Origin of the sequence: Paraburkholderia sp. UCT31 (genome assembly GCF_014397655.1) — a bacterium.
GTDB classification, from domain to species: Bacteria; Pseudomonadota; Gammaproteobacteria; order Burkholderiales; family Burkholderiaceae; genus Paraburkholderia; species Paraburkholderia tuberum.
On sequence record NZ_VZQP01000061.1, the window covers coordinates 24,242 to 44,044 of the forward strand.

Sequence of the window (19,803 nt, forward strand, 5' to 3'; positions counted from 1 at the left end):
CACATGAAGGTGCATCAGTGACCAAAGTAGATCGAGTGAGTACCTGCGGGCGTCGACGGCGCACCCGACTGCGAGGAGCCGTTCATTGACACTCCGCCGACTGCCATGCTGCCCGGCGTCGTGGCATCCTGCGCGTGAATACGCGCCTCCGCAGCCTGAATATCGGTTGGATAGTGCAAGTCATTGGCGCTCGGGCGATACCCGGCCTGTTCGACTTGCACCAGGTCCGCGCGCACTTCGGCGCGCGTCAGCGGGGCAGTGACGTCCTGCGCAAAGGAGACTGCGGGGACGACGAGTGCGCTGGCAACCAACGCTGCATAGATCAGAGTCTTCATGGTGAATTACCTCTCAAGTTAATCGTGGTCAGCTTCAGGCACGATGAATGAAGCCTGGGGTCTCGCCGCGCCACCGCCGCGAGGATGAGTAAGCTCTATTGTCCGCAGATCAGGTGACGCGAGGCTGACCTCTGCATTACGCCGCTGCCATGTTCAGATAGGCAAGAGCGTGCTGAGCGTCGCGACGTAGTGACGGATCGAATCGCTGACGAGCCACGTCGGAAGTGCGGTCTGAACTCGATGAGGCTCTATCGGCAAACGTACGCAAACGCGGCTATGATTTCTCGCGGCGATCGGCGCCGAAACAGAAAAGGAGAAGTACCCGGATGATCCATGTCATTGCCACAATCACTGCACAGCCCGGTCAACGCGAAGCCGTGCTGGCACTTTTCAACAAGAACCGGCCGGCGGTGTTGGCCGAAGAGGGGTGTATCAGCTACGAGGCCGTCATCGATGTACCTGAGTTCGGGGCGATTCAGACACCGCTCGGCAAGGACACGTTCGCTGTCATCGAGCGCTGGGAAAGCGCGGAAGCGTTGAGGGCGCACGGGGCCTCCGCGCATATGGCCGAATATGGACACGATACGCGCCCGTTGCTCGTGAGCCGCGTCATCAACGTGCTTCAGGCTTGCTAAAGAGAGCGTTCGTGGCGGCCCGCCATCGGCTGGGCGGGATTCGGTGCCAATGCGGGCGCCGTCACGCCGACACCCATCACGATGCCTCCGTGGCAACGCGGACATGGACGAACATCCGGTTCCAGGTTAGTTGGCAGCAGCAAGGACGACGCTCGCTTCGCAACGGCTGAGATAATGCGAGGGTCACGCAGGGCAGCGCGGGACTGCCGCCCACACCCGGGGCGTATACTTTATCAAAACGTAAATCGTCATGTGATGATAACAGCTATAATCCGAGAGCGTAGGGAGCTATGAAGACCAAAGGGACTATCGAGAAGCCGAGCCGTGGAACCGGCGCCGACCGCGTGGCGGTCAAGCGGCCGATGAAAAAAGCGCCGCAGCGTTTGCCGCGCGCCGAGCGTCAGGCGCGCGTGCTGGAGAAGGCCGCGGAATATTTCGCGGAGCATGGTCTCGGCGCACAGACCCGCGCCATCGCGCAAGCCTGCGGCGTATCGCAACGCTTGTTATATAGCCTGTTCCCGAGCAAGGCCGCCTTGATTGATGAAGTCTACAAGCGGGAAGTCGTCGGAATCTTCGACGCAATCTGGTTTGTTCAATTGCAAGACCGAAGTGTGCCGATTGAAAGCCGACTCAACCGCTTTTATTGCGAGTACTATGATACGCTCCTGACGCGCCGCTGGCTGAGGCTCTTCCTTTATTCGTCGCTCGAGGGCCTGCACACGGCGCCGGCCTATACGAACGCGATCGTCAGCCATGCGCTCGAGATCATCGTCACGGAGACCGCGTATGAACTGGGTCTACGCATGCCCGCCGACCCGACTCAACTGGGCGAAGTGGGTTGGCTGTTACATGGCGCCGTGTCTCATCTGGCGATTCGCCGCCGCATCTATTCGAATGAAAACAGCATGCCCGCCGCAGCGGTGATTGCCATGCACGTGCGCGCCTTCCTGACGAGCCTGCCGAGCCTGCTGCCTGCGCTATAAACGCATTGCGAGTCGGCGCCGGGCGGCTCGCCGGTGTTATCGCTGCGATCGTCCGAGTCGTCTCCAGCGCAACTCGTCAGGTGACGATATAATCCTGCGAAATTGAGCTGCGTTGCCGCGATGGCGCCGATGCAGTCGCCGACATGAGTCACGCGATTGCCGCCGGCAATGCCGATCTTGGCGCGCGCACCGAGCTCCAGGCCAGCGCGCTCGAGCAGGCCACCGGCGCACTCAAGGAATTCGACGCGAGCGTGGCCACCAACGCTGCGAACGCGGGACACGCGGACGAGCTTGCCAGGCACGCCTCGGAAACGGCTGGGGAAGGCGGCATGGCGGTCGGCCGGGTGGTGGAGACGATGCATGGGATACGGGCGTCGTCGGCGCGCATCGCGGAGATCATCTCGGTCATCGACGGGATCGCGTTCCAGACCAACATCCTCGCGCTGAATGCGGCGGTCGAGGCCGCGCGGGCAGGTAGCCAGGGACGTGGTTTTGCCGTGGTGGCCGGCGAGGTCAGCTCCTCGCGCAACGTAGCGCAGAAGCGGCGAAGGAAGTCAGGCAACTGATCGTGGCGAGCGACGCTCGCGTGAAAGACGGCGCTACCCAGGTCGATGACGCGGGCTCGACCATCACCGCGGTCGAGGGTTCGTCGGCGCGCGTCACGGGCATCATGAGCGAAATCCATGACGCGTGTCAGCAGCAAACGCTTCAGATCGGCGAGGTCCGCGAGATGATCGCAAGCCCGGAGCACAGCACGCAACAGAACGTCGCGCTCGTCCAGCAATCGGGCGCCGCCGTGGACGCCTTGAACCGGCAAGCACGAAACCTCCTTGGAGCGGTCAATCTTTTCTGCGTTGGGTCCGAACGCGGCTCGGAACTGAAATCGCCCAACCCACAGCAGCGCGATGCCACTGCGCGCAACGCGGCGCTTTCGCTCGCCAGCAGCTACCTCGTGAGCGCGTGGCGGCATAACCCGATTTTCAATTCAATCGAAATCGTCCGCGCTGCAGGCGCGCGGACATCGATACGTTTCTGTCGGCTGTAAAGGCGTATTTCGCTCGCGGCTGATGTCCGTGCGATGCCGGTTTTTTCATCGCGTGTTGACATGGCGCGTTCGGGTCGGACAATAATCTCAGCCCCGACACTCGCCAACTCAGGTTCTAAGCGTGAACGACATCACCGGCATTCCCCCCTCGCGGGCTGATCATGTCTATGTCAGCGTCCGCGAAGATATCTTCGATATGCGCCTGCTGCCCGGCGACCGCGTGACGGAAGGCAGCATCGCCGAGCGCTTCGGCGTGTCCCGCACGCCTGCGCGCGAGGCCTTGCAGCGCCTGCAAGGCGACGGCCTGATGCGCGGCTATGTGCGCGGCGGCTGGGAAGTCGTGCCGGTCGATTTCAAGCGCTTCGAAGACCTGTACGAAATGCGCAAGCTGATTGAAACCTTTGCGGTCTCGAAGCTTGCGAGTGCCGAAGGAGAGCTCTCCGAAGGCGTCGCACAGATGCTCGGTCAGCTCGAACAAATCTGGAAGATCCCGCCTGCTCATCGTCGGCGTGACGGCCGCGAGATGGTCGCGCTCGACGAAGCGTTTCATCACGCCCTCGTGCAGGCCGCCGATAACGCCGAGCTGACCAATGCGATGCAGCGCGTGACCGATCGCATCCGGGTCGTGCGGCGGCTCGATCTCGTGTATGGCGACTGCATCGACGAAACCTACGACGAACATGTCGCGATCCTCGATGCGATTCGTTGTCGCGAAACGGATCGTAGCGTTGCGTTGATCGCGCGCCATATCGAGGGTAGCCGCGTTGCGGTGCGCACCTTGACGGGCGAGCGCCTGCAACGCGCACGCACTGCAATGGGGCCGAATGCGGTCCCCTATGCACCACCCAGGTCGCGGGGCACCAAGTAGCGACATCGCCGCGCGTACCGAGCCGTGCGAAACCTATCTGGCGCGCATGAGCGGGCGACTCGCGTGCTGGCATGCTTCTCGCGTTAGTGATCGACGATGACTGAACATAACGGATGGCGCCGGATGGTCGAGAATCGACGGGTGCGCCTGACAGGCACGCAGCATAAGATCGCGAACCTGTTCAGGATCGGTGTCCAGGCTTACCCCGAGATGGACGGCAAGATAGGGATCTGCGTCAATCCGGCAAGCGCCCGGAATGGAGATGCAGCAGTTTCCAGCCGCCCTCGCGTTTGACCCAGATTTCAGTTATGAGCGCGCGAATGTTGAGCTCAGATCCATCGGTCCTGCGCACCAGGGATTGCTCGAGATGGCCCGTCGTGATCACGGTGTCTGGCAGGAACCTATACGCGAGCGGCTGCGGACGCACGATTTGACGCACCTTGATCTTCTCGGTAAGGAAGGACAGATACTCCGACTTGCCATGAACGTAGCCAGCTGAATGGACGAACGTCAGATCGTCGTCGAGTAGCGACGCGAGTTTGAGCAGGTCTCCAGCCACCGTGGCGTCGCAGCGCTGTTGTTCCAACGCCTCGACGGCGGCCTGAATGGACGCATCTTTCATCGTAAATCTCCCGAAAATACTGCATGGATACCTCTTGTCAGAGACGGTGCCGGCCGCGTCGTGGCTCGATTCGGCTCAACGCAACAGTTCGCCGCTCAGTCCATCTGTCTTCGAAGGCGACCCGGCCCGAGACTTTCCCGTCGGCAACCCATAGCTCGCAAGCAGCGCGACCGTGCATGCGGCGATGACATACCAGGCTGGCGCTGCCAAGGAGCCGGTCATGCGAATCAGCATGGTCGCCAGCAAGGGCGCAAAGCCGCTGAATACGACAACGGCCAGGTTGTAAGCCAGCGCGATTCCGCTGAATCTGACCTGGACAGGGAATTGGTCGGCGAGCACCGACGCCCATGTCCCGCTTGCCAGTGAAAAAACCAGGCCGGCAAGCACAAACAGCACCACCGGATTGACGGTGTGACTCGCCAGCGCTTCATAGAACGGGTAGCTCAATGCGATCAGCAGCGCCGCTGACGCTCGAAGCAGGTACCGGCGTGGAATCTTGTCCCCGAGCCAGCCTGCGGCGAGGAGGCCGAGGGAACTGACGATCAGATAAGCGTTCTGGGCAATTGCCGCGGTCCGTGGTGCATAGTGCAGCTGCTGGACGAGGTAGGCGGGCATGTGGCCATAAAGTATGCCGTTGACGCCGGCCATCACGGCGATCGCCAGTGCCCCCGTCACGACCGCTTTGCCATGACGTCGCAAGGTCTCGCGAAACGGCTGTTTGACGACAGCTCCTTGCATCTTCTTGAACTCGGGCGACTCGTCCAGATTACGGCGCATCAGGTAGGAAGCGATCCCGCAAACGCCGCCGAAAAGAAACGCGATCCTCCAGCCATACGCCGCCGCGTCCGTGGCGGACAGGTAGGTCTGGATGCCGAGGTTGACGAATGTGGCCAGCAAAACACCCAGGTTCACCGCGCAGATAATAATGCCCGCGGCGAGCCCCGCCCGATGCGGCGCGGCTTCCACTGCATAGGTAATCGCGCCGGGCATTTCTCCGCCGACGCAAAAACCCTGAAGCATGCGCAGCAGGATCAACAGGATCGATGCGGTCATGCCCCAGCTCTGAAAGTTGGGCAGCAGACCAAGACAGATCGTCGCGGTCGTGACCACAATGATTGAGCCGAGAAACACTGGACGCCGGCCATACCGGTCGCCCCAGCTACTGAGCACAATTCCGCCGAGCGGTCGGATCACGTACCCGATTGCGAGCACGGAGAAAGTAGCCAGCATGCTGACCAGCGACGACGAGTTCGGGAAAAACTGGGCCGCGATGTTATGGGCAAAAAAGCCGTAGACGATGAAATCGTAAAACTCCAGCGAGCCGCCAAGGCTTGCGATGAGAATCATCTTCCACTGCGACCGGGACAAGCCGGATGGCTGTGAACGGTCGGCGCCGCCGACCGGGTTGTGGGATATTCCCATGACTCCTCCAATTTGATTATCGGATGCTTTGTCCGATGGTCTACGTGCGTCGACCGCGAGACATCTCGCGTGACAACGGGGGGTGCGGGCTCACATGGCCACAGCACCTTCGGTTTGCAAGCCGGGTACGGCGTGGTGCAGAAGGTTTTGCAAGGATTCACCGTCCTGCGCGACGCCGTACACATACCGGTCGGGGCGTACAAGCACCGCTGGAGCGTCGATCGACTCCAACCACTCGCGAACAGCCGCTCCATCGCTGGCCACAATCCCGACGCCCGCTTGCGCAGCGCTATTGGCGACGTCGGGGCATTCACGAAGCAATTCCGGTCGCGCAAGCAGCGCAAACCGATAGCCGACCACGTCGTCCACGAGTTGTCCGTCCGGCAGGCGGGGTTGCGGTGCAATATGCCCGGCCACGCCCGATGGTTCATCGATCCATGCGCCCGGGCCAAGCCTGGGTTGTGGGGTCACAAAATTGCGAATCGCTGCGCTCATTTCTTCATCACGGACTTCGGCCAGGTCTGACCTCGTCGTTTGAATGACTGAGCCGAGCTGTACCGCCGTTTCGATAAATAAGCGCACGTGCGGCGAGCGTTCGGATTCGTAGCTGTCGAGGAGGGTATCGGGCGCTTCGCCATGAATGACGGCACCAAGCTTCCACGCGAGATTCGACGCGTCGCGAATGCCGGCTCCCATCCCCTGGCCCATAAAGGGTGGCGTCTGATGTGCGGCATCGCCTGCAAGCAGGAGTCGGCCACGGCGCCAACCGTTCGCCACGACCGAGTGAAATGTATAGATGGCAGAACGTTCGAGGCGCGCATCGGCGGGAGAAATCCAGCGAGCGAGTTTGTCCCACAGCCATTCGGGGGACGTGAGTTGCGTCACGTCATCACCGGGCATCACCATGATTTCCCAGCGGCGCCGATTTCCGGGACCACGCGTGTAAGTGGTCGGGCGCGCCGGGTCGCAGTATTGGACCGAGTAGTCGCCAAGATCGGGCCGCGGTGCATCGAGCAATACGTCGACCACAACCCAGCGTTCATGCGATTTCAGATCGGTCAATTCGGTGCCCATGAAGCGTCGCGCAATCGAGCGCGCACCGTCGCAGCCGACTACATATCGCGCGGTGGTACGTCCAAGTTTGCCGCAGCACGTATCCTCGAAGCGCAACTGGACGCCATCGCTCGCCTCGTCAAGCGCGAACACTTCGTGGCGCAACCGGACGTCAACGCTCGATTGCTGCGCAAGACGCTCGCGTAACGCATTCTCGAGATCGGGCTGATGGAACTTGTAACTCGCACTCCACCCCTGTGGTCCGATACAGGTTGGCCGTTGCCAGTCGATCAGCAACTTGCCTTCCCCGTTCACGAATTTCATGCCGGGACCCACGAACAGCTTGGGTAGCAGCTTGTCGGTTAAACCGAGGGTTTGGAACACGCGCATGCATTCACCGTCGAAATGCACCGCGCGGGGAAGCGCGAAAATCTCCTTGTCTCGCTCCAGCACCAGCACCCGCAAGCCTTCGATTGCCAGCAGGTTCGCGAGCGTCGCCCCGGTGGGCCCGAGACCGATAACGGCCACGTCGTAGTCGCACGCGTGCGTCGAAATAGTTTTCTCTAACATGTCTTGTTCCGCCAGATAAGACGCCGAGCGCACACGAACGCGCCCGGCTACGACTTTTACGCTTCGTCGGCGATTGGATTGGACAGAACGCCGATCCGATCAACCTCCACTTCCGCCACGTCGCCGGCCTTCATGAACAGCGGCGGATTGCGCTTCGCGCCGACGCCGCCAGGCGTGCCGGTCACGATCACGTCTCCCGGAGAGAGCGGGGTGAACGTCGACAGGTAGGCAATCTGCTTGGCAATGCCGTGAATCAGCATCTGCGTCGTCGCGCGTTGCACTTCCTGTCCATTCAGGCGGGTGACGAGCGTCATCACCGCATTGGGTTCGATCTCGTCGCTCGTCACCATCCACGGTCCGAACGCGCCCGTGCGATAGAAATTTTTGCCCGGGCCCCACTGGCCCGTATGAAGCTGCCAGTCGCGCACGGAACCGTCGTTGTAGCAGGCGTAGCCAGCGATGTGATTCCACGCGTCGGCCTCGGCGATGCGTCGTCCACCGCGCCCGATGACGACGGCAATCTCACCCTCATAGTCGAACTTCTGCGACTCAGGCGGACGCAGCATCGGCTGGCCATGGCCAACCTGGGAAGCGGGCACCCGCATGAAGATGACCGGATGCTCGGTGGTTTCGCGGTTGGTTTCCTTGACGTGGTCTGCGTAGTTGAGTCCCACGCAAAAGATCTGTTCGGGGTTCGGGATCACAGGCAGCAGCGTGACTTCCGACAGCGGGTAGTCGCCCTGCCTGCCATCGGTGGCCTGCGCGGCCTCGCGGAATGCGTCGGCGGCAATCAGTGCCTTCAGATCGGCATAGCGGCCGCCGAGACGTTTGCCAAGGTCGAACACGGTTTCATCGCGAACGATGCCGAACGACGAGCCAAGGTGGGTGGAGAAGCTGGCGAGTTTCATTGATGCTCCGGATAGATAAAAAGTAGATTGGATCAACGCCTAGATTTGTAAAAAACCCGTGCATTTATCTTATTGTGAGAATAGACTAAATTTAGCAAATGTCACAACGTGTTTTTTGTTGGGGTTTATCACTACTTGGAGACAAGCATGAACGGTATGAAGAAAGCGAGGGCAGGGCTGTCCCTCAGTCACATGGGCTTCTATGTGAGCGACATGGCGCGCGTGGAGGACTTTTATACGCGGGTGATGGAATTCACCGTGACGGATCGGGGTTCGCTGCAGACGCCGCACGGCGCTGTGCAGTTGGTATTCTTGAGCCGCGATCCCGCGGTGCATCACCAGATCGTGCTCGCGAGCGGCCGCCCCGAGCACCTGGCGTTCAATCCGATCAACCAGATTTCGTTCACAGCTGACAGCCTTGCCACGTTGAGGCGGTTTCATCGGCAGTTCATTGCGGAAGGCCTGCAGGAAATCAACCCCGTCACCCACGGCAATTCGGTTTCGATCTATGCGCGCGATCCCGAGGGCAACCGCCTCGAGCTCTACATCGACACGCCGTGGTACGTCGACCAGCCGATGCGGGTGCCGGTGGACTTCGGCTTGCCCGATGCTGAACTGATGGCGGCTGTCGAACGCCACGCAAGAACGCTATCGGGATTCAGGCCGCGAAGTGTCTGGCAAACCGAAATGGCCGAGCGCATGGGGCTTGCATAAGCGTGGCGCTGCGTGGCTCGCGTGCGACTGTTTCCGCGCGGTGGTCGTTGAAGGCGTCAATGGCGATCTTGCCAGTGGATATAATTCCGTTCACACACGGAGGCGCAGCGCAATAGATGTCGAGCATTACGAGACTTTTATCCATACTCGAGCTGTTTTCGGAGGCGAAGCCGTTCCTGTCCGTCGAAGACGTTGCCGCCGAACTCGATTGCTCAACTCCAACGGCTTATCGCTATGTACGAGAGCTCCTGGATGCTGGCTTGCTCATCCGGTTTGCAGGAGGAGACTATGGTCTCGGCCCTCGCATCATCAAGCTTGACTACCACCTGCGCATGTCGGATCCGCTGCTTGCGGTCGGGCAGCCGATCATGCGTGAGTTGAGTGAACACTCCGGCTTCGATGTGGTGATGTCGCGCTGGTACGGTAACGAACTCGTGGACACGCATCGTGAGACTCACGGCGCGGCGCTTGACCTCCGGTACGGCCGGGGCCGTCCTCGCCCCCTGTTTCTCGGCGCCGCTCCAAAAGCGATCCTGTCCACCTTTCCGAAGGCCAAGCTCGCGGTCCTGTTCGATCAGTATGCCGACGAGATCGCGCAAAGCGGCCTTGGGGCGACACTCGACGAGTTTCGCGCGTCGCTGCTCAAAATCCGGCGTGCCGGTTTTTATCTGTCGAGGGGCGAACTGGAAAGCAGCGTTTCTGCACTGGCGTCGCCGCTATTTACGGACGACTCCAGTGAAGCAGTCGGTTCGCTTGCGGTGATCGTGCCGACCCAGCGACTCGAATTTGCCAATCTGGACCGTCTTGTCGAATCGATCCGGGAGGCAGCGGCGCGAATCTCGCAGCGTACGCGTGCGTTGGTTGAAAGTCGGAGGACCGGAGCCATCACGTCGTCGCACACCGTTGCGCGAGGCAAGCGGTCCGCATGATGGCCGTCACGTGAACGTCATTCGATCGCGCTCGCGCACTTGAACCTCGGTGGGTTCGGGGGAAGCGGCACTTGCGACGAACGAACTGGTAGCACGAACGCGTAGACCGACGTCGTCACGAGAGGGCCGTCTTGAAGCCGCGAAAAGGCGGTTGGTCACTTGCGACCCTGCGGGATGCGGCTCTGAAGTGTCGACAGACAAGACGTGCAATCCGGAGCGCCGTCGGAGCGAAAACGCGATCTCCGCCTTCGATTCAAATTTCATTACCCAATCACCTGGTCGCTTCACAAAACAATCCCAAATGAGAAGACCTTTCTTGCCGCCCCGCGTACTGAAAAGCCTGCTCGGCTTCAACGACGGCCCGTGGCGGTGGTCGGCCGGCGTCGGAGGGGGCGTCGCCATGGGCGTGCCTCTGAGCGCGTTCATGCTGGCCGGCCACCAGTCACTCGGGCTCATCGCTTCTCTCGGCGCCTTCACGGCTCTCTACGGCTCGACGCTGCGCCTGGGCGACCGGCTCCAGACCTTGCCGTTCGTCGCGGCGGGGTTCGTGGCCGCCTCCACGCTGGGCGTACTGTGCGCGACGAATGCGTGGCTGACCATCGCCTGCCTCGTCGCCGTGGCTGCGCTCGCCAGCATCATTCTGCTCGGTGTCGGAATGGGGCCGCCCGGGCCGATGCAGTTCGTGCTGGTCGCCGGTGTCAGCGGTCATCTGGCCGCTTCCGCGCGTTTCAGCGGTTCGCCCCTTGGCGTCTTTATGATCCCCTCTCTGGTCGCGCTCGGCGCGCTCAGTGCGTACTTGCTCGTGATCGCACCCCTCGCGCTGCCGCTTGTGCACCAGCGCAAGGGCGAAGCGCGCAGCTTGCGCATGCGGTTTCCTCCCAGCTTGCTCGACGGGGAAAACGCCACGATCGCCGCGAGGGTGATCGTTGCGGTTGCCAGCGCCGGCTTGCTGAGTCTGTCTTTTGGGGAGCACCGTGCCTACTGGACGGTTATGGTCGCGGGTGCGGTGCTGCAGGGCAGCCACGTCTCGCGCTCAAGTGCCATTCGGGCCGTGCACCGCGTTGTGGGCACGGTCTTGGGCGCGGCTGTCTTTGGCTTGATCCAGCTCGTCGACCCGAAAGGCCTCTGGCTCGTCGGGGTCCTCGCGCTGCTCCAGTTCGCGATCGAAGTCGTGGCCGCGCGGCACTACGCCCTGGCCCTGACCTTCATTACCCCAACCGCGTTGACCATCTCAGCGGTGGGCGGGACGAGCGCTCCCCTCGCCCTCGTCGGCGAGCGGATCGTGGACACGTTCCTTGGGGCGGTCATCGCCATGGTAGTTCTCTTGGGCAGCGAATGCGTCAGGGGACGACGCGCACGATAAGCAGGTGGAGGATTCTGGGCTTGTCGCGAAGCGCATTGGTCTTGGTGATTACTTTCCGATCATGTTCAGCGCCGTGTCCCGCACCGCGCGCTTGAACCTGGTCTGATCTTCAGGAAGTGACGAGAAAGCCCGAAGCATATGGTGGTAAGCCACGGTATTGCTGATGGCGTTCATCAGCATGGAAAACATGACTTCGGGGTGGTGCGGTTTCAATTCCTTCGCCCTCGAAGCATCTTCGAGCAAAGGCACGAACACGTCGTGATAGGGGCGCACCAGACGCCCGATGAGTATGTTGAAGCGCTCGCCTTCTTCGGTCGCGGCAGTCGAAAAAAACATACCAAGGTCGGGTTCGTCGAAAACCTGATCGATGAAAAGAACCACTGCGTGTTCGACACGCTCACGCGCACCTAGCGTGGCCGAGCGCAACCTGGCTGTGGCGTCGATCATTGGCGCAGCCTGATCCGCGATCTGCTCTACCACCGCAACCCACAGCGCTTCTTTCGACCCGAAATGATGCGCGATCAGCGCCGGGTCGACACCCGCGTCGCGCGCGATTTCCCGCACGCTGGTAGCGTCGAATCCACGCTTTGCGAAGGTGTGCCGGGCCTTTCGCAGGAGGACGTCGGCACCGACGGAAGCACTGTACGCGGGTCGCCCGCGGGTACGCTTTTTCTCGATCAGCTTGGCAGGTCCTGACTTTACGTCGTTCATTTGGGTGTGAGTTGTGGATCGTCAACTCAGCCGAAGTTTAACTGACGGCGCGTGAGACGCTGAGGAGGGCCACGGTTTGACGGAGCTCGTGCTTTAGACTACGATGTGATTTATTCATCACGCGTTGAATTTATTATGTCGCAACCAATACGGATTGTCATCGTTGGCGGCGGGATTGCGGGAATTTTGCTGGCTACCCGACTCGGCGACCTGTTAGGGCGTAGCGGCCGGGCCAGCGTCACGCTGATCGACAGCAGCCCGACGCACATATGGAAGCCGATGCTGCACACCATTGCAGCCGGCACGCGCGATGTTCAGCAGCAGCAGGTGATCTACCTCGCCCATGCCCGCGATCACGGCTTCACCTATCAGCCCGGCGCAATGCACGGGCTCGATCGAAGCCGGCGGCTGGTCCAGCTCGACGAGCTCAGGACGCCGGAAGGTGAAGTAGTGCTCGGTCCGCGAACGGTCGGGTACGACGTGCTTGTGCTGTCGCTGGGTAGCCGGGCGAACGATTTCGGCGTGCCGGGCGTGAAAGAGCACTGCCATTTCATCGACAGTCAAAAACAGGCCGAAGCGTTCAACGCCGCGTTGCGAGCGCGCGTATTTCGAAGCGTCGCGAAGGACGAACCACTGCGTGTGGCGATCGTCGGCGCGGGTGCAACGGGGGTTGAGCTGTCCGCTGAACTGAGCCGCTTGCTTGACGTTGCGTCGAGTTACGGAGACCCGACTGTGCGAGAGCGGCTGAGTCTGACGCTGCTCGAAAGCGGCCCGCGCGTGCTCGGGGTGTTTGCGCCGGAGATATCGGCATCGAGCCAGTCGCAGCTCGAGCATATCGGTTTCCGCGTGTTGACTTCGACGCGCGTTACCGCGGCAGAGGCGAATGGTTTTCGCCACGGCGACGGCACGCTTGCCGAGGCCGATCTGATGGTCTGGGCAGCGGGCGTCAAGGCGCCGGATTTCATGAACAATCTCGACGGACTCGAAACGAACCGGTCCAACCAGATCGTCGTCGGAGCGAGTCTGCAGTCTTCGCGTGACGATCACGTGTTCGCGCTTGGCGATTGCGCAAGCCTGACACTTGCCGGCCACGAACGGCAACTTGCACCGACCGCGCAGGTCGCCACGCAGCAGGCCGAGCATCTCGCGCGTCACCTTCCGGGGTGGCTTGCAGGCAAGCCACTTGCCGATTTCCGTTTCCGCGATTTCGGTTCGCTCGTCTCGCTGAGCGACTACAACGCGTTCGGCACGCTTGGGCGCTTCGGACTCTTTCGTGGCGGTTTCGTGCGCGGACGTTTCGCTCAACTGAGTCACGCCATGCTCTACCGGCGCCATCAGCAGGCTCTCCATGGCTTTCGAAAGGCGACGCTGCTGTGGACAGCGGAACAGATCAACGGTCTCGTCCAACCGAAGATCCGCCTGACCTGAAAGTGGCGCCGAACCCTTTGCAGACCCTGTCGGTTTCCTGGTGCGATTCGTGCGGCGGTCGCTGTGATTACCAGCCCTGACGGGTGTTCATCGCGAAGGGGCCGGGCACGTGCGTGTTGAGCGGTCATCCGATTGAGGCGGGCGACGCCGTGTACTCTCCCGGAGCAGGCGATCCGCCGCCGCGAAACGCAGGCGCAATGATGGTCGCGGCTTCCGTTAATGTCCCACTGTGACTTTGCGCGCGTTTATATTCTCGGAGACGCGGTTTCGAATCGACATGCCTGAAGCAAGCGAGGCATCGGGGACGAAACAATGAGCCATGTGGCAATTAATACGTATGCCTATATGTGCGACATTGCCTATCACGAAGCGACATCGCTACACGCGGCGTTTCGCCGATGAGAAGCTGACGCGCGCAAGGATCGAACCAATTGTTGCGGCGAGGGGGACAGTGTTTTACGGCCAGCAAGGACACCGATGCATGGACCAAGGCGCTACTATTGCCGGTGCTCTGTACAACGATGCAAAGCACAGGGCCAGTCGAACCCGACACGCTGTGATAAGGCAGAGGCGCGGTGTGCAGCACAGCACCTCTGGTGCGCATGCGTGGGCTTTAAAGACGCGACGTCATTTGACGTCACTACTGGAGAGATAGTTGAAAATCGAACAAATCCGCAGAGATGCTTTTGCGATGCCTGTCCACAATCCTTCTTACCCCCGCCCGCCGTTTCGCTTCCTTAATCGCGAGTACTTCATCATTTCGTACGAGACGGACATGGACGCATTGCGCGCCGTGGTCCCGGAACCGCTGACAGTCGCAAGCCCCCTCGTGCATTACGAATTCATTCGCATGCCAGACTCGTCGGGATTCGGCGATTACACGGAAAGCGGCCAGGTTATCTCGGTAAGAGATGATGCCGGCGCGCCAGGCAGCTACACACACGCGATGTACCTCGACGACGAAGGCCCGATTGCAGGCGGTCGTGAGATTTGGGGCTTCCCCAAGAAGCTGGCGAGTCCGAAATTGCGTGTTGACGGCAACGACACGCTGCTTGGAACGCTCGACTATGGCACCCAGCCCATTGCCACGGGCACGATGGGCTACAAGTACGAGCCACTTGACCTCGAGGTCGAGCGCAAGAAGCTGGCGGACACGCCGAACTATCTACTGAAAGTCATTCCGCACGTTGACGGCTCGGCCCGCATCTGCGAGCTCGTGCGCTACTTCCTGCGGGATGTCACGGTGCTCGGCGCGTGGGGCGGTCCGGCCGCGCTTGAGCTGCACCCCCATGCCTTGGCTCCCGTGGCGGATTTGCCGGTGCGCAAAATCGTCGGCGCGCGGCACATTATCGCCAATCTCACGCTCGACATCGGGGAGGTGGCTTTCGATTACCTCGCCGAGGCGCCGGCACTCAAGCTTGCCGCGAATCAGTAAGCACCCTCTGACATATTAAGGAAAAGGCATGTCCGTAACAGATAAGGTCGCGCTCGTGACGGGCGCTGCAAGTGGTATCGGTGAACAGTGCGCACGCAAGCTCGCGGCGCTCGGCGCGTCGGTGGTAATCGCGGACGTGAACCTCAAGGCTGCTGAGAGCGTGGCCGAGAGCATCCGCAAGGAGGGTGGCAAAGCGCTGCCTGTATCAATGGACGTGACGAGCGAAGAAGCGGTCAACGCCGGCATCCAGCAGGCTGTCGACAGGCTTGGCAGCATCGATGTGCTGGTCTCGAACGCGGGCATCCAGATTGTCAACCCGATTGAAGATTATGCTTTCTCCGACTGGAAAAAAATGCTCGCCATTCATCTGGACGGCGCGTTCCTCACGACCAAAGCTGCTGTCAGGCACATGTACGCTGCGGGCAACGGTGGGTCGATTATCTATATGGGCTCGGTCCACTCGCACGAAGCGTCGAAGCTGAAGGCTGCCTACGTGACGGCCAAGCATGGACTGCTCGGTCTCGCACGCGTGGTAGCCAAGGAAGGTGGTTCGCGCGGTGTACGGGCCAATGTCGTGTGTCCGGGGTTCGTGCGCACGCCGCTTGTCGACAGGCAAATTCCGGAGCAGGCGATAGCGTTGGGCATTTCGGAAGCAGACGTCGTCAAGAACGTGATGTTGAAGGAAACGGTCGACGGCGAATTCACGACGGTGGAAGACGTCGCCAACACCGTGGCATTCCTCGCCGGCTTCGAATCGTCCGCATTGACGGGCCAGTCCATTATCGTCAGCCACGGCTGGTCGATGCACTAAGGAGCCGCCCAGTGCGTCAAGATCAAGAAACATCAGGCACACCTCGCAAGACTTTCAAGCTTCCGGCCTATGACGAGGTCGCTCTCGTGCTACAGGGTGGCGGCGCGCTGGGCTCCTATCAGGCCGGCGTCTACGAAGGCCTCGAGGAAGTTGGCATTCATCCGGACTGGATTTCCGGCATCTCCATCGGCGCGCTTAACACAGCCATCATCGCGGGCAACGCTCCGGGCAAGCGTACCGAGGCATTGCATGGATTCTGGAACACCATCTGCCAGCCGGCGGACATGCTTGGGAACCTTGGCGCGTGGCTACCCCGCGCCGCGGGCATGCACGACCTGTCGCGTAAGTGGTCGAGCTGCTGGGCGGCAGGCCGCGCACTCACCGAAGGGCAGCGAGGCTTTTTCTCGCCGCGCCTTCCGGTGCCCATCCCAGGGATGGGTAAGCGCTCGCCAGAAGAAGTGAGCTTTTACGATACCACCGCGCTTCGGGCGACCCTTCTGCAATTCGCCGATTTCGACAGAATCAACGACGGCGATATTCGCGTCTCCGTCGGCGCGGTCAACGTGCGCACGGGTAACCTGGTCTACTTCGACAACACGCAGATGCGCCTTTCGCCGGAGCACTTCATGGCCTCGGGTGCGCTCCCTCCGGGCTTTCCTGCCGTCGAGATTGATGGCGAATATTACTGGGACGGCGGTCTGGTGTCGAACACCCCGTTGACCGAGGTTGTAAGCGACCCGCAGCACAAGGACACCCTGGTCTTCCAGGTTGACCTCTGGAGTTCGAGCGGCGGCCTCCCGGGCGACATGCTGGATGTGTCCGAGCGCGCCAAGGACATCCAGTATTCCAGCCGGACCCGCGCTATCACCGCGATGCTCGGGTCGACCCAGCGTCATGCACAGCTCATCAAGGAGCTACTGAAGCATGTGCCGCCGGGCCTGGAGAAGCAGCATCCGCTCATCCGGGAGGCACGGGAAGTTGCCGATGGCAGCACGGTCAATGTTGTGCACCTCATATACAAGAACAAGGCGTATGAGGGGCACTATAAGGATTACGAATTCAGCATCGACACGATGAGCGAGCACTGGCAGACGGGCCTGGACGACATTCGCGCGTCGTTTGAGCATCCGGACTGGTTTGCGATACCGAATCACGATTCGGGATTCGTGACGCACGACGTGCATCGTCCCGGGGGCGCGCCTCACGCGGCGCGACTGGAGGGCGCTACCAAGCCAGCGCATTACTCGCGCAGGCGCCATAAAGCGGGCGTCGCGCAACCACATCTCGAAGTGGCAGCGCCGAAGTCCGCCCCACTTGGGGAAACCACGAAGGAAGCTGTGCAGGATGCGACAGGCCGCTAGCCATCGTGGGGCCGGCCGGGTTCAGTTTGGCCGGTCCCTTTCCACGCCAGCCAAAGGGGCGCTGCCGCAGGTGAGTTCGTCCGCCTGTGGTGTTACCGGCAACCAAGGTACATGACATGCAGAATCCCAGGTTTATGTAGAAGAAATCCCTGTATCGGGTCAAGTGCGCACGGTCAATCTGATACCGTCAAACGGTTTTGCGTTGCCGCAGGCCGCGTTATGCCGCTCGGCGCATTCGGCCTGCTCGGCGGATGCAGCATGAATTTATTCAATTTCAAGGGCGACATCGGTGCACAGGAGAAGCGTCTGATCCTGCTTGCGTTGGGTCTGATGCTGCTCGTGGTCGTCCCAGTCATTCTGTTGACCTTGTACTTCGCACGGCACTATCGCGCGCGTCAAACAAGAGTGCGACGTACGCGCCCAAATGGGCACACTCCAATGCAATCGAAGTTGTCGTCTGGGCGATCCCTTGCGTCATCGTGGTGATGCTGGCTCTCGTGATCTGGCGTACCACGCACATCCGCCGTTACCCCACGCCTCCAGAAATGGTGGAGCGCGGACTCGCGCCAACGCCACTTGATCTTTGGAGGTACGGAACTGAGATCAATGGTTGCGGAAGACATGTCGACGTAGACGAATTCCGGGCGAAAGCGATGCCGAGGGCGACAGTTCCAACAGATGGTGAGGGAAGCGTATTCCTCCTGCTTGTCCTTCCTGTTGAGGTAGCGATTCGGGTGGCGTCTTTCAACAGCTCAGCGGGGTTTCGCGCAGTCTATGGAAATTCTGCGAGGTTGGCTTCGTTCGTCCAGCTAGCCCCGGTCGTGCTCGTGCTCCTGGTTCTCCACGTATATACGCACGTGTGGATGAAGCCTTCGTGGCTCGCTCGCGTCGTACGCGGGCTACCGGAGTGAGCATTTGATTTCCTCGAAGGCTCTTGCCACAGGCCCATGGCAAACTTTCCAAATTTGTCGACATACGCGACACAGCGGTCGAGGCTGACCGCATCGGGGCTGAGGCTGACCAAATCCTGAAATTTGCAGAGAACAAATCTGCGGCGTCGGTCGCAGTTGCCGGGGAAGAGGCTGCGCGTCCAGCGCAAGCGACTACCAAGCAGAAGCGCGGAGAGTCGGAACAGATGATTTCCCGGGCGAGCCAGCAGGCCGTCAGCAATGTGGCGGCGCATTGCTGACGGTGGCGGCATTGAGCAACCCGACGGCAGCTTCCTGCATCTGCGAACTCACACTCCCGACCCTGAAAAGACCTTCAACTTTCTCGTTAGCAGAGTGTCGCTGGACGCCCTTGGTGGAATTCATCGATCAAGCTCGGAGAGTCTTCCGCAAGAAGATCATCGAATGACCAAGCTACACGCTGACGAGAAACTTTCCGCAAGCCGGGCTCGAGCCGATGCGCTCATCCGGCACCCCGTGACCGGCCACCGGCTATCCAGCCCTGTCGCGCGTGCAAAGGTCCGACTCGAGCGAGCCGACGGGGTAGGCCGTACTGGATTCGAACCAGTGACCAACGGATTAAAAGTCCGCTGCTCTACCAGCTGAGCTAACGGCCCGGCTCGCCCGATGTCCGCCGCGACCAGGGCACTTCTTGCCTGGTTGCCCTAGCCGATATCGATCGTGCGGCTAGTGGATCGCGCCGGCTCCGATTTTGGCACGGTCAACGTGAGCACACCGTTATCAAATTTTGCCAATGCGTGATCGGGGTCGGCGTTTTCCGGCATCGGAATCGTGCGCATGAAGCTTCCATAGGCGCGCTCGAGCCGGTAGCAGCCGTCTTCCTCGCTGCGTACGTCCTGTTTCTTTTCGCCGCGCAACACGATCGCCCCGTCCTCGACGCTCACACTCAGGTCTTCGCGCTCCATCCCGGGCAGCTCGGCGGTCACGCGCAACACCTTCCCTTCGTCGACCATGTCGATGCGCGGCTGGAAGCGCGATGAACTGAAGTCGCCAAACCATCGTTCGAGCGCGCCGCGACCTGCAAACGGGTCATGGAAGAACTCTTCCAAAGCACGCCACGGTTCGCGTGCGAACAGCCGCGGAATGTCAGGCCACGGGGCACGCCACTGTTCGCTCGCCTGGGGGCTTTCCGAGGTGTCCGCATCGGACTTGCGGGCCGCCCCGCGTAGGAACTTGAAGGGATTCCACTTTTTCGGATCCGTATTCATCGTATCCTCCTCTACAGTCTGGCCGGAGAACCGGATTCCTGTCATTGCGCTGAAGTCGCGGCTCTGCCCTCGACATTCCGGACTGCATCTGCGGAACGCCGCCACGGCCGCCTCGCGATCCGCGGCGCGTCCTGAGCTCACGTACCGGCACCGCGCCGTATGCTGAGCGTGCGTCCGCGCCAGCATTCATGTATGACGTCCGCATCCAGGCCTCCGCAGTCAGTAGGTGGCGGCCAGACGACCGCCACCGGTTTTCTCCCTGTCGTTGCTGCCCACCTGCCGACTTCAGTCCGTCCGCACCTCGATCCGGCGCGGCCGGGCTTCGTCGCGGCGCGGTATCGTCAGTTTCAGCACGCCGTCCTTCAGGTTCGCATCGATTTTCGTTGCGTCGAAGTCAGCCCCGAGAGCGAACGCCCGCGCGAAATGCGGCTGGC

At 61.1% G+C, this 19,803-nt stretch carries 21 protein-coding genes, 1 tRNA gene and 1 pseudogene; 14 read left to right on the forward strand and 9 right to left on the reverse strand.

Annotated elements, in window-relative coordinates:
* Nucleotides 1-14: 14 nt before the first annotated feature.
* Nucleotides 15-335 (reverse strand): DUF4148 domain-containing protein, encoded by a 321-nt coding sequence (locus F6X40_RS34655; RefSeq protein WP_187630943.1) that lies wholly within the window; start codon nucleotides 333-335, stop codon nucleotides 15-17.
* Nucleotides 336-559: 224 nt separating this feature from the next.
* Here F6X40_RS34655 and F6X40_RS34660 point away from each other — a divergent pair, with 224 nt between their 5' ends.
* The 5 genes from F6X40_RS34660 to F6X40_RS34675 all read left to right on the forward strand — a co-directional run bounded on the left by F6X40_RS34660 (nucleotide 560) and on the right by F6X40_RS34675 (nucleotide 3,866).
* Nucleotides 560-970 carry a putative quinol monooxygenase gene (locus F6X40_RS34660; RefSeq protein ID WP_316251872.1) on the forward strand — a complete coding sequence of 137 codons (411 nt, stop codon included), beginning with the start codon at nucleotides 560-562 and terminating at the stop codon, nucleotides 968-970.
* A gap of 383 nt (nucleotides 971-1,353) precedes the next feature.
* The gene (locus tag F6X40_RS34665) at nucleotides 1,354-1,953 is read left to right on the forward strand and encodes a TetR/AcrR family transcriptional regulator (RefSeq protein WP_262421660.1); all 600 of its coding nucleotides are present in this window, start codon (nucleotides 1,354-1,356) and stop codon (nucleotides 1,951-1,953) included.
* Between the two features lie 143 nt (nucleotides 1,954-2,096).
* Complete coding sequence (locus tag F6X40_RS42855) at nucleotides 2,097-2,519, forward strand: methyl-accepting chemotaxis protein (protein WP_262421661.1); 423 nt, start codon at nucleotides 2,097-2,099, stop codon at nucleotides 2,517-2,519.
* A 2-nt stretch (nucleotides 2,520-2,521) separates the two neighbouring features.
* A complete protein-coding gene (locus tag F6X40_RS42860) occupies nucleotides 2,522-2,998 on the forward strand; it encodes a hypothetical protein (RefSeq protein ID WP_262421662.1) in 477 nt (158 codons plus the stop codon).
* A 121-nt stretch (nucleotides 2,999-3,119) separates the two neighbouring features.
* Nucleotides 3,120-3,866, forward strand: coding sequence for a GntR family transcriptional regulator (locus tag F6X40_RS34675; RefSeq protein ID WP_187630945.1), 747 nt, complete (start codon nucleotides 3,120-3,122; stop codon nucleotides 3,864-3,866).
* 235 nt (nucleotides 3,867-4,101) lie between these two features.
* Here F6X40_RS34675 and F6X40_RS34680 read toward each other — a convergent pair whose 3' ends face one another.
* From F6X40_RS34680 to F6X40_RS34695, 4 genes are all read right to left on the reverse strand, one after another.
* Nucleotides 4,102-4,488, reverse strand: a complete 387-nt coding sequence (locus tag F6X40_RS34680; RefSeq protein WP_184059839.1) for a nuclear transport factor 2 family protein — start codon at nucleotides 4,486-4,488, stop codon at nucleotides 4,102-4,104.
* Between the two features lie 75 nt (nucleotides 4,489-4,563).
* Nucleotides 4,564-5,910, reverse strand: a complete 1,347-nt coding sequence (locus F6X40_RS34685; protein WP_187630946.1) for an MFS transporter — start codon at nucleotides 5,908-5,910, stop codon at nucleotides 4,564-4,566.
* A 90-nt stretch (nucleotides 5,911-6,000) separates the two neighbouring features.
* The gene (locus F6X40_RS34690) at nucleotides 6,001-7,533 is read right to left on the reverse strand and encodes a bifunctional 3-(3-hydroxy-phenyl)propionate/3-hydroxycinnamic acid hydroxylase (RefSeq protein WP_187630959.1); all 1,533 of its coding nucleotides are present in this window, start codon (nucleotides 7,531-7,533) and stop codon (nucleotides 6,001-6,003) included.
* 56 nt (nucleotides 7,534-7,589) lie between these two features.
* The gene (locus tag F6X40_RS34695; protein WP_187630947.1) at nucleotides 7,590-8,441 is read right to left on the reverse strand and encodes a fumarylacetoacetate hydrolase family protein; all 852 of its coding nucleotides are present in this window, start codon (nucleotides 8,439-8,441) and stop codon (nucleotides 7,590-7,592) included.
* A gap of 147 nt (nucleotides 8,442-8,588) precedes the next feature.
* Between F6X40_RS34695 and F6X40_RS34700 the strand changes: the two genes are divergently transcribed.
* From F6X40_RS34700 to F6X40_RS34710, 3 genes are all read left to right on the forward strand, one after another.
* Entirely contained in the window at nucleotides 8,589-9,155 is a 567-nt protein-coding gene (locus F6X40_RS34700) for a VOC family protein (RefSeq protein WP_184059845.1), read from the forward strand.
* A 116-nt stretch (nucleotides 9,156-9,271) separates the two neighbouring features.
* Nucleotides 9,272-10,084: an IclR family transcriptional regulator gene (locus F6X40_RS34705; protein WP_090809648.1), complete on the forward strand. Its 813-nt coding sequence runs from the start codon at nucleotides 9,272-9,274 to the stop codon at nucleotides 10,082-10,084.
* Nucleotides 10,085-10,385: 301 nt separating this feature from the next.
* A complete protein-coding gene (locus tag F6X40_RS34710; RefSeq protein ID WP_187630948.1) occupies nucleotides 10,386-11,447 on the forward strand; it encodes an FUSC family protein in 1,062 nt (353 codons plus the stop codon).
* A 48-nt stretch (nucleotides 11,448-11,495) separates the two neighbouring features.
* Here the strand turns inward: F6X40_RS34710 and F6X40_RS34715 are convergent, their stop codons facing one another.
* Nucleotides 11,496-12,158: a TetR/AcrR family transcriptional regulator gene (locus tag F6X40_RS34715; RefSeq protein ID WP_187630949.1), complete on the reverse strand. Its 663-nt coding sequence runs from the start codon at nucleotides 12,156-12,158 to the stop codon at nucleotides 11,496-11,498.
* Between the two features lie 135 nt (nucleotides 12,159-12,293).
* Between F6X40_RS34715 and F6X40_RS34720 the strand changes: the two genes are divergently transcribed.
* The 6 genes and pseudogenes from F6X40_RS34720 (at nucleotide 12,294) to F6X40_RS34745 (ending at nucleotide 18,382) form a co-directional block, all read left to right on the forward strand.
* Complete coding sequence (locus tag F6X40_RS34720) at nucleotides 12,294-13,586, forward strand: NAD(P)/FAD-dependent oxidoreductase (RefSeq protein ID WP_187630950.1); 1,293 nt, start codon at nucleotides 12,294-12,296, stop codon at nucleotides 13,584-13,586.
* A 655-nt stretch (nucleotides 13,587-14,241) separates the two neighbouring features.
* Entirely contained in the window at nucleotides 14,242-15,021 is a 780-nt protein-coding gene (locus F6X40_RS34730; RefSeq protein ID WP_187630952.1) for an acetoacetate decarboxylase, read from the forward strand.
* Nucleotides 15,022-15,049: 28 nt separating this feature from the next.
* Nucleotides 15,050-15,832, forward strand: a complete 783-nt coding sequence (locus tag F6X40_RS34735) for a 3-hydroxybutyrate dehydrogenase (protein ID WP_187630953.1) — start codon at nucleotides 15,050-15,052, stop codon at nucleotides 15,830-15,832.
* Nucleotides 15,833-15,843: 11 nt separating this feature from the next.
* Nucleotides 15,844-17,193 carry a DUF3734 domain-containing protein gene (locus tag F6X40_RS34740; RefSeq protein ID WP_187630954.1) on the forward strand — a complete coding sequence of 450 codons (1,350 nt, stop codon included), beginning with the start codon at nucleotides 15,844-15,846 and terminating at the stop codon, nucleotides 17,191-17,193.
* Nucleotides 17,194-17,412: 219 nt separating this feature from the next.
* Nucleotides 17,413-17,711 (forward strand): annotated as a pseudogene (locus tag F6X40_RS42865) (cytochrome c oxidase subunit II transmembrane domain-containing protein); the annotation flags it as partial.
* Nucleotides 17,712-18,127: 416 nt separating this feature from the next.
* On the forward strand, nucleotides 18,128-18,382 hold the full coding sequence (locus F6X40_RS34745) for a hypothetical protein (RefSeq protein WP_262421663.1): 255 nt from the start codon (nucleotides 18,128-18,130) through the stop codon (nucleotides 18,380-18,382).
* Between the two features lie 302 nt (nucleotides 18,383-18,684).
* On the opposite strand, the gene F6X40_RS34750 is transcribed toward F6X40_RS34745, so the two are convergent.
* From F6X40_RS34750 to F6X40_RS34760, 3 genes are all read right to left on the reverse strand, one after another.
* A tRNA-Lys gene (locus F6X40_RS34750) sits at nucleotides 18,685-18,757 on the reverse strand.
* A gap of 48 nt (nucleotides 18,758-18,805) precedes the next feature.
* Nucleotides 18,806-19,369 carry an Hsp20/alpha crystallin family protein gene (locus F6X40_RS34755; protein WP_187630960.1) on the reverse strand — a complete coding sequence of 188 codons (564 nt, stop codon included), beginning with the start codon at nucleotides 19,367-19,369 and terminating at the stop codon, nucleotides 18,806-18,808.
* Nucleotides 19,370-19,654: 285 nt separating this feature from the next.
* A partial coding sequence (locus F6X40_RS34760) for an Hsp20/alpha crystallin family protein (protein WP_187630955.1) occupies nucleotides 19,655-19,803 on the reverse strand: 149 nt, incomplete at its 5' end.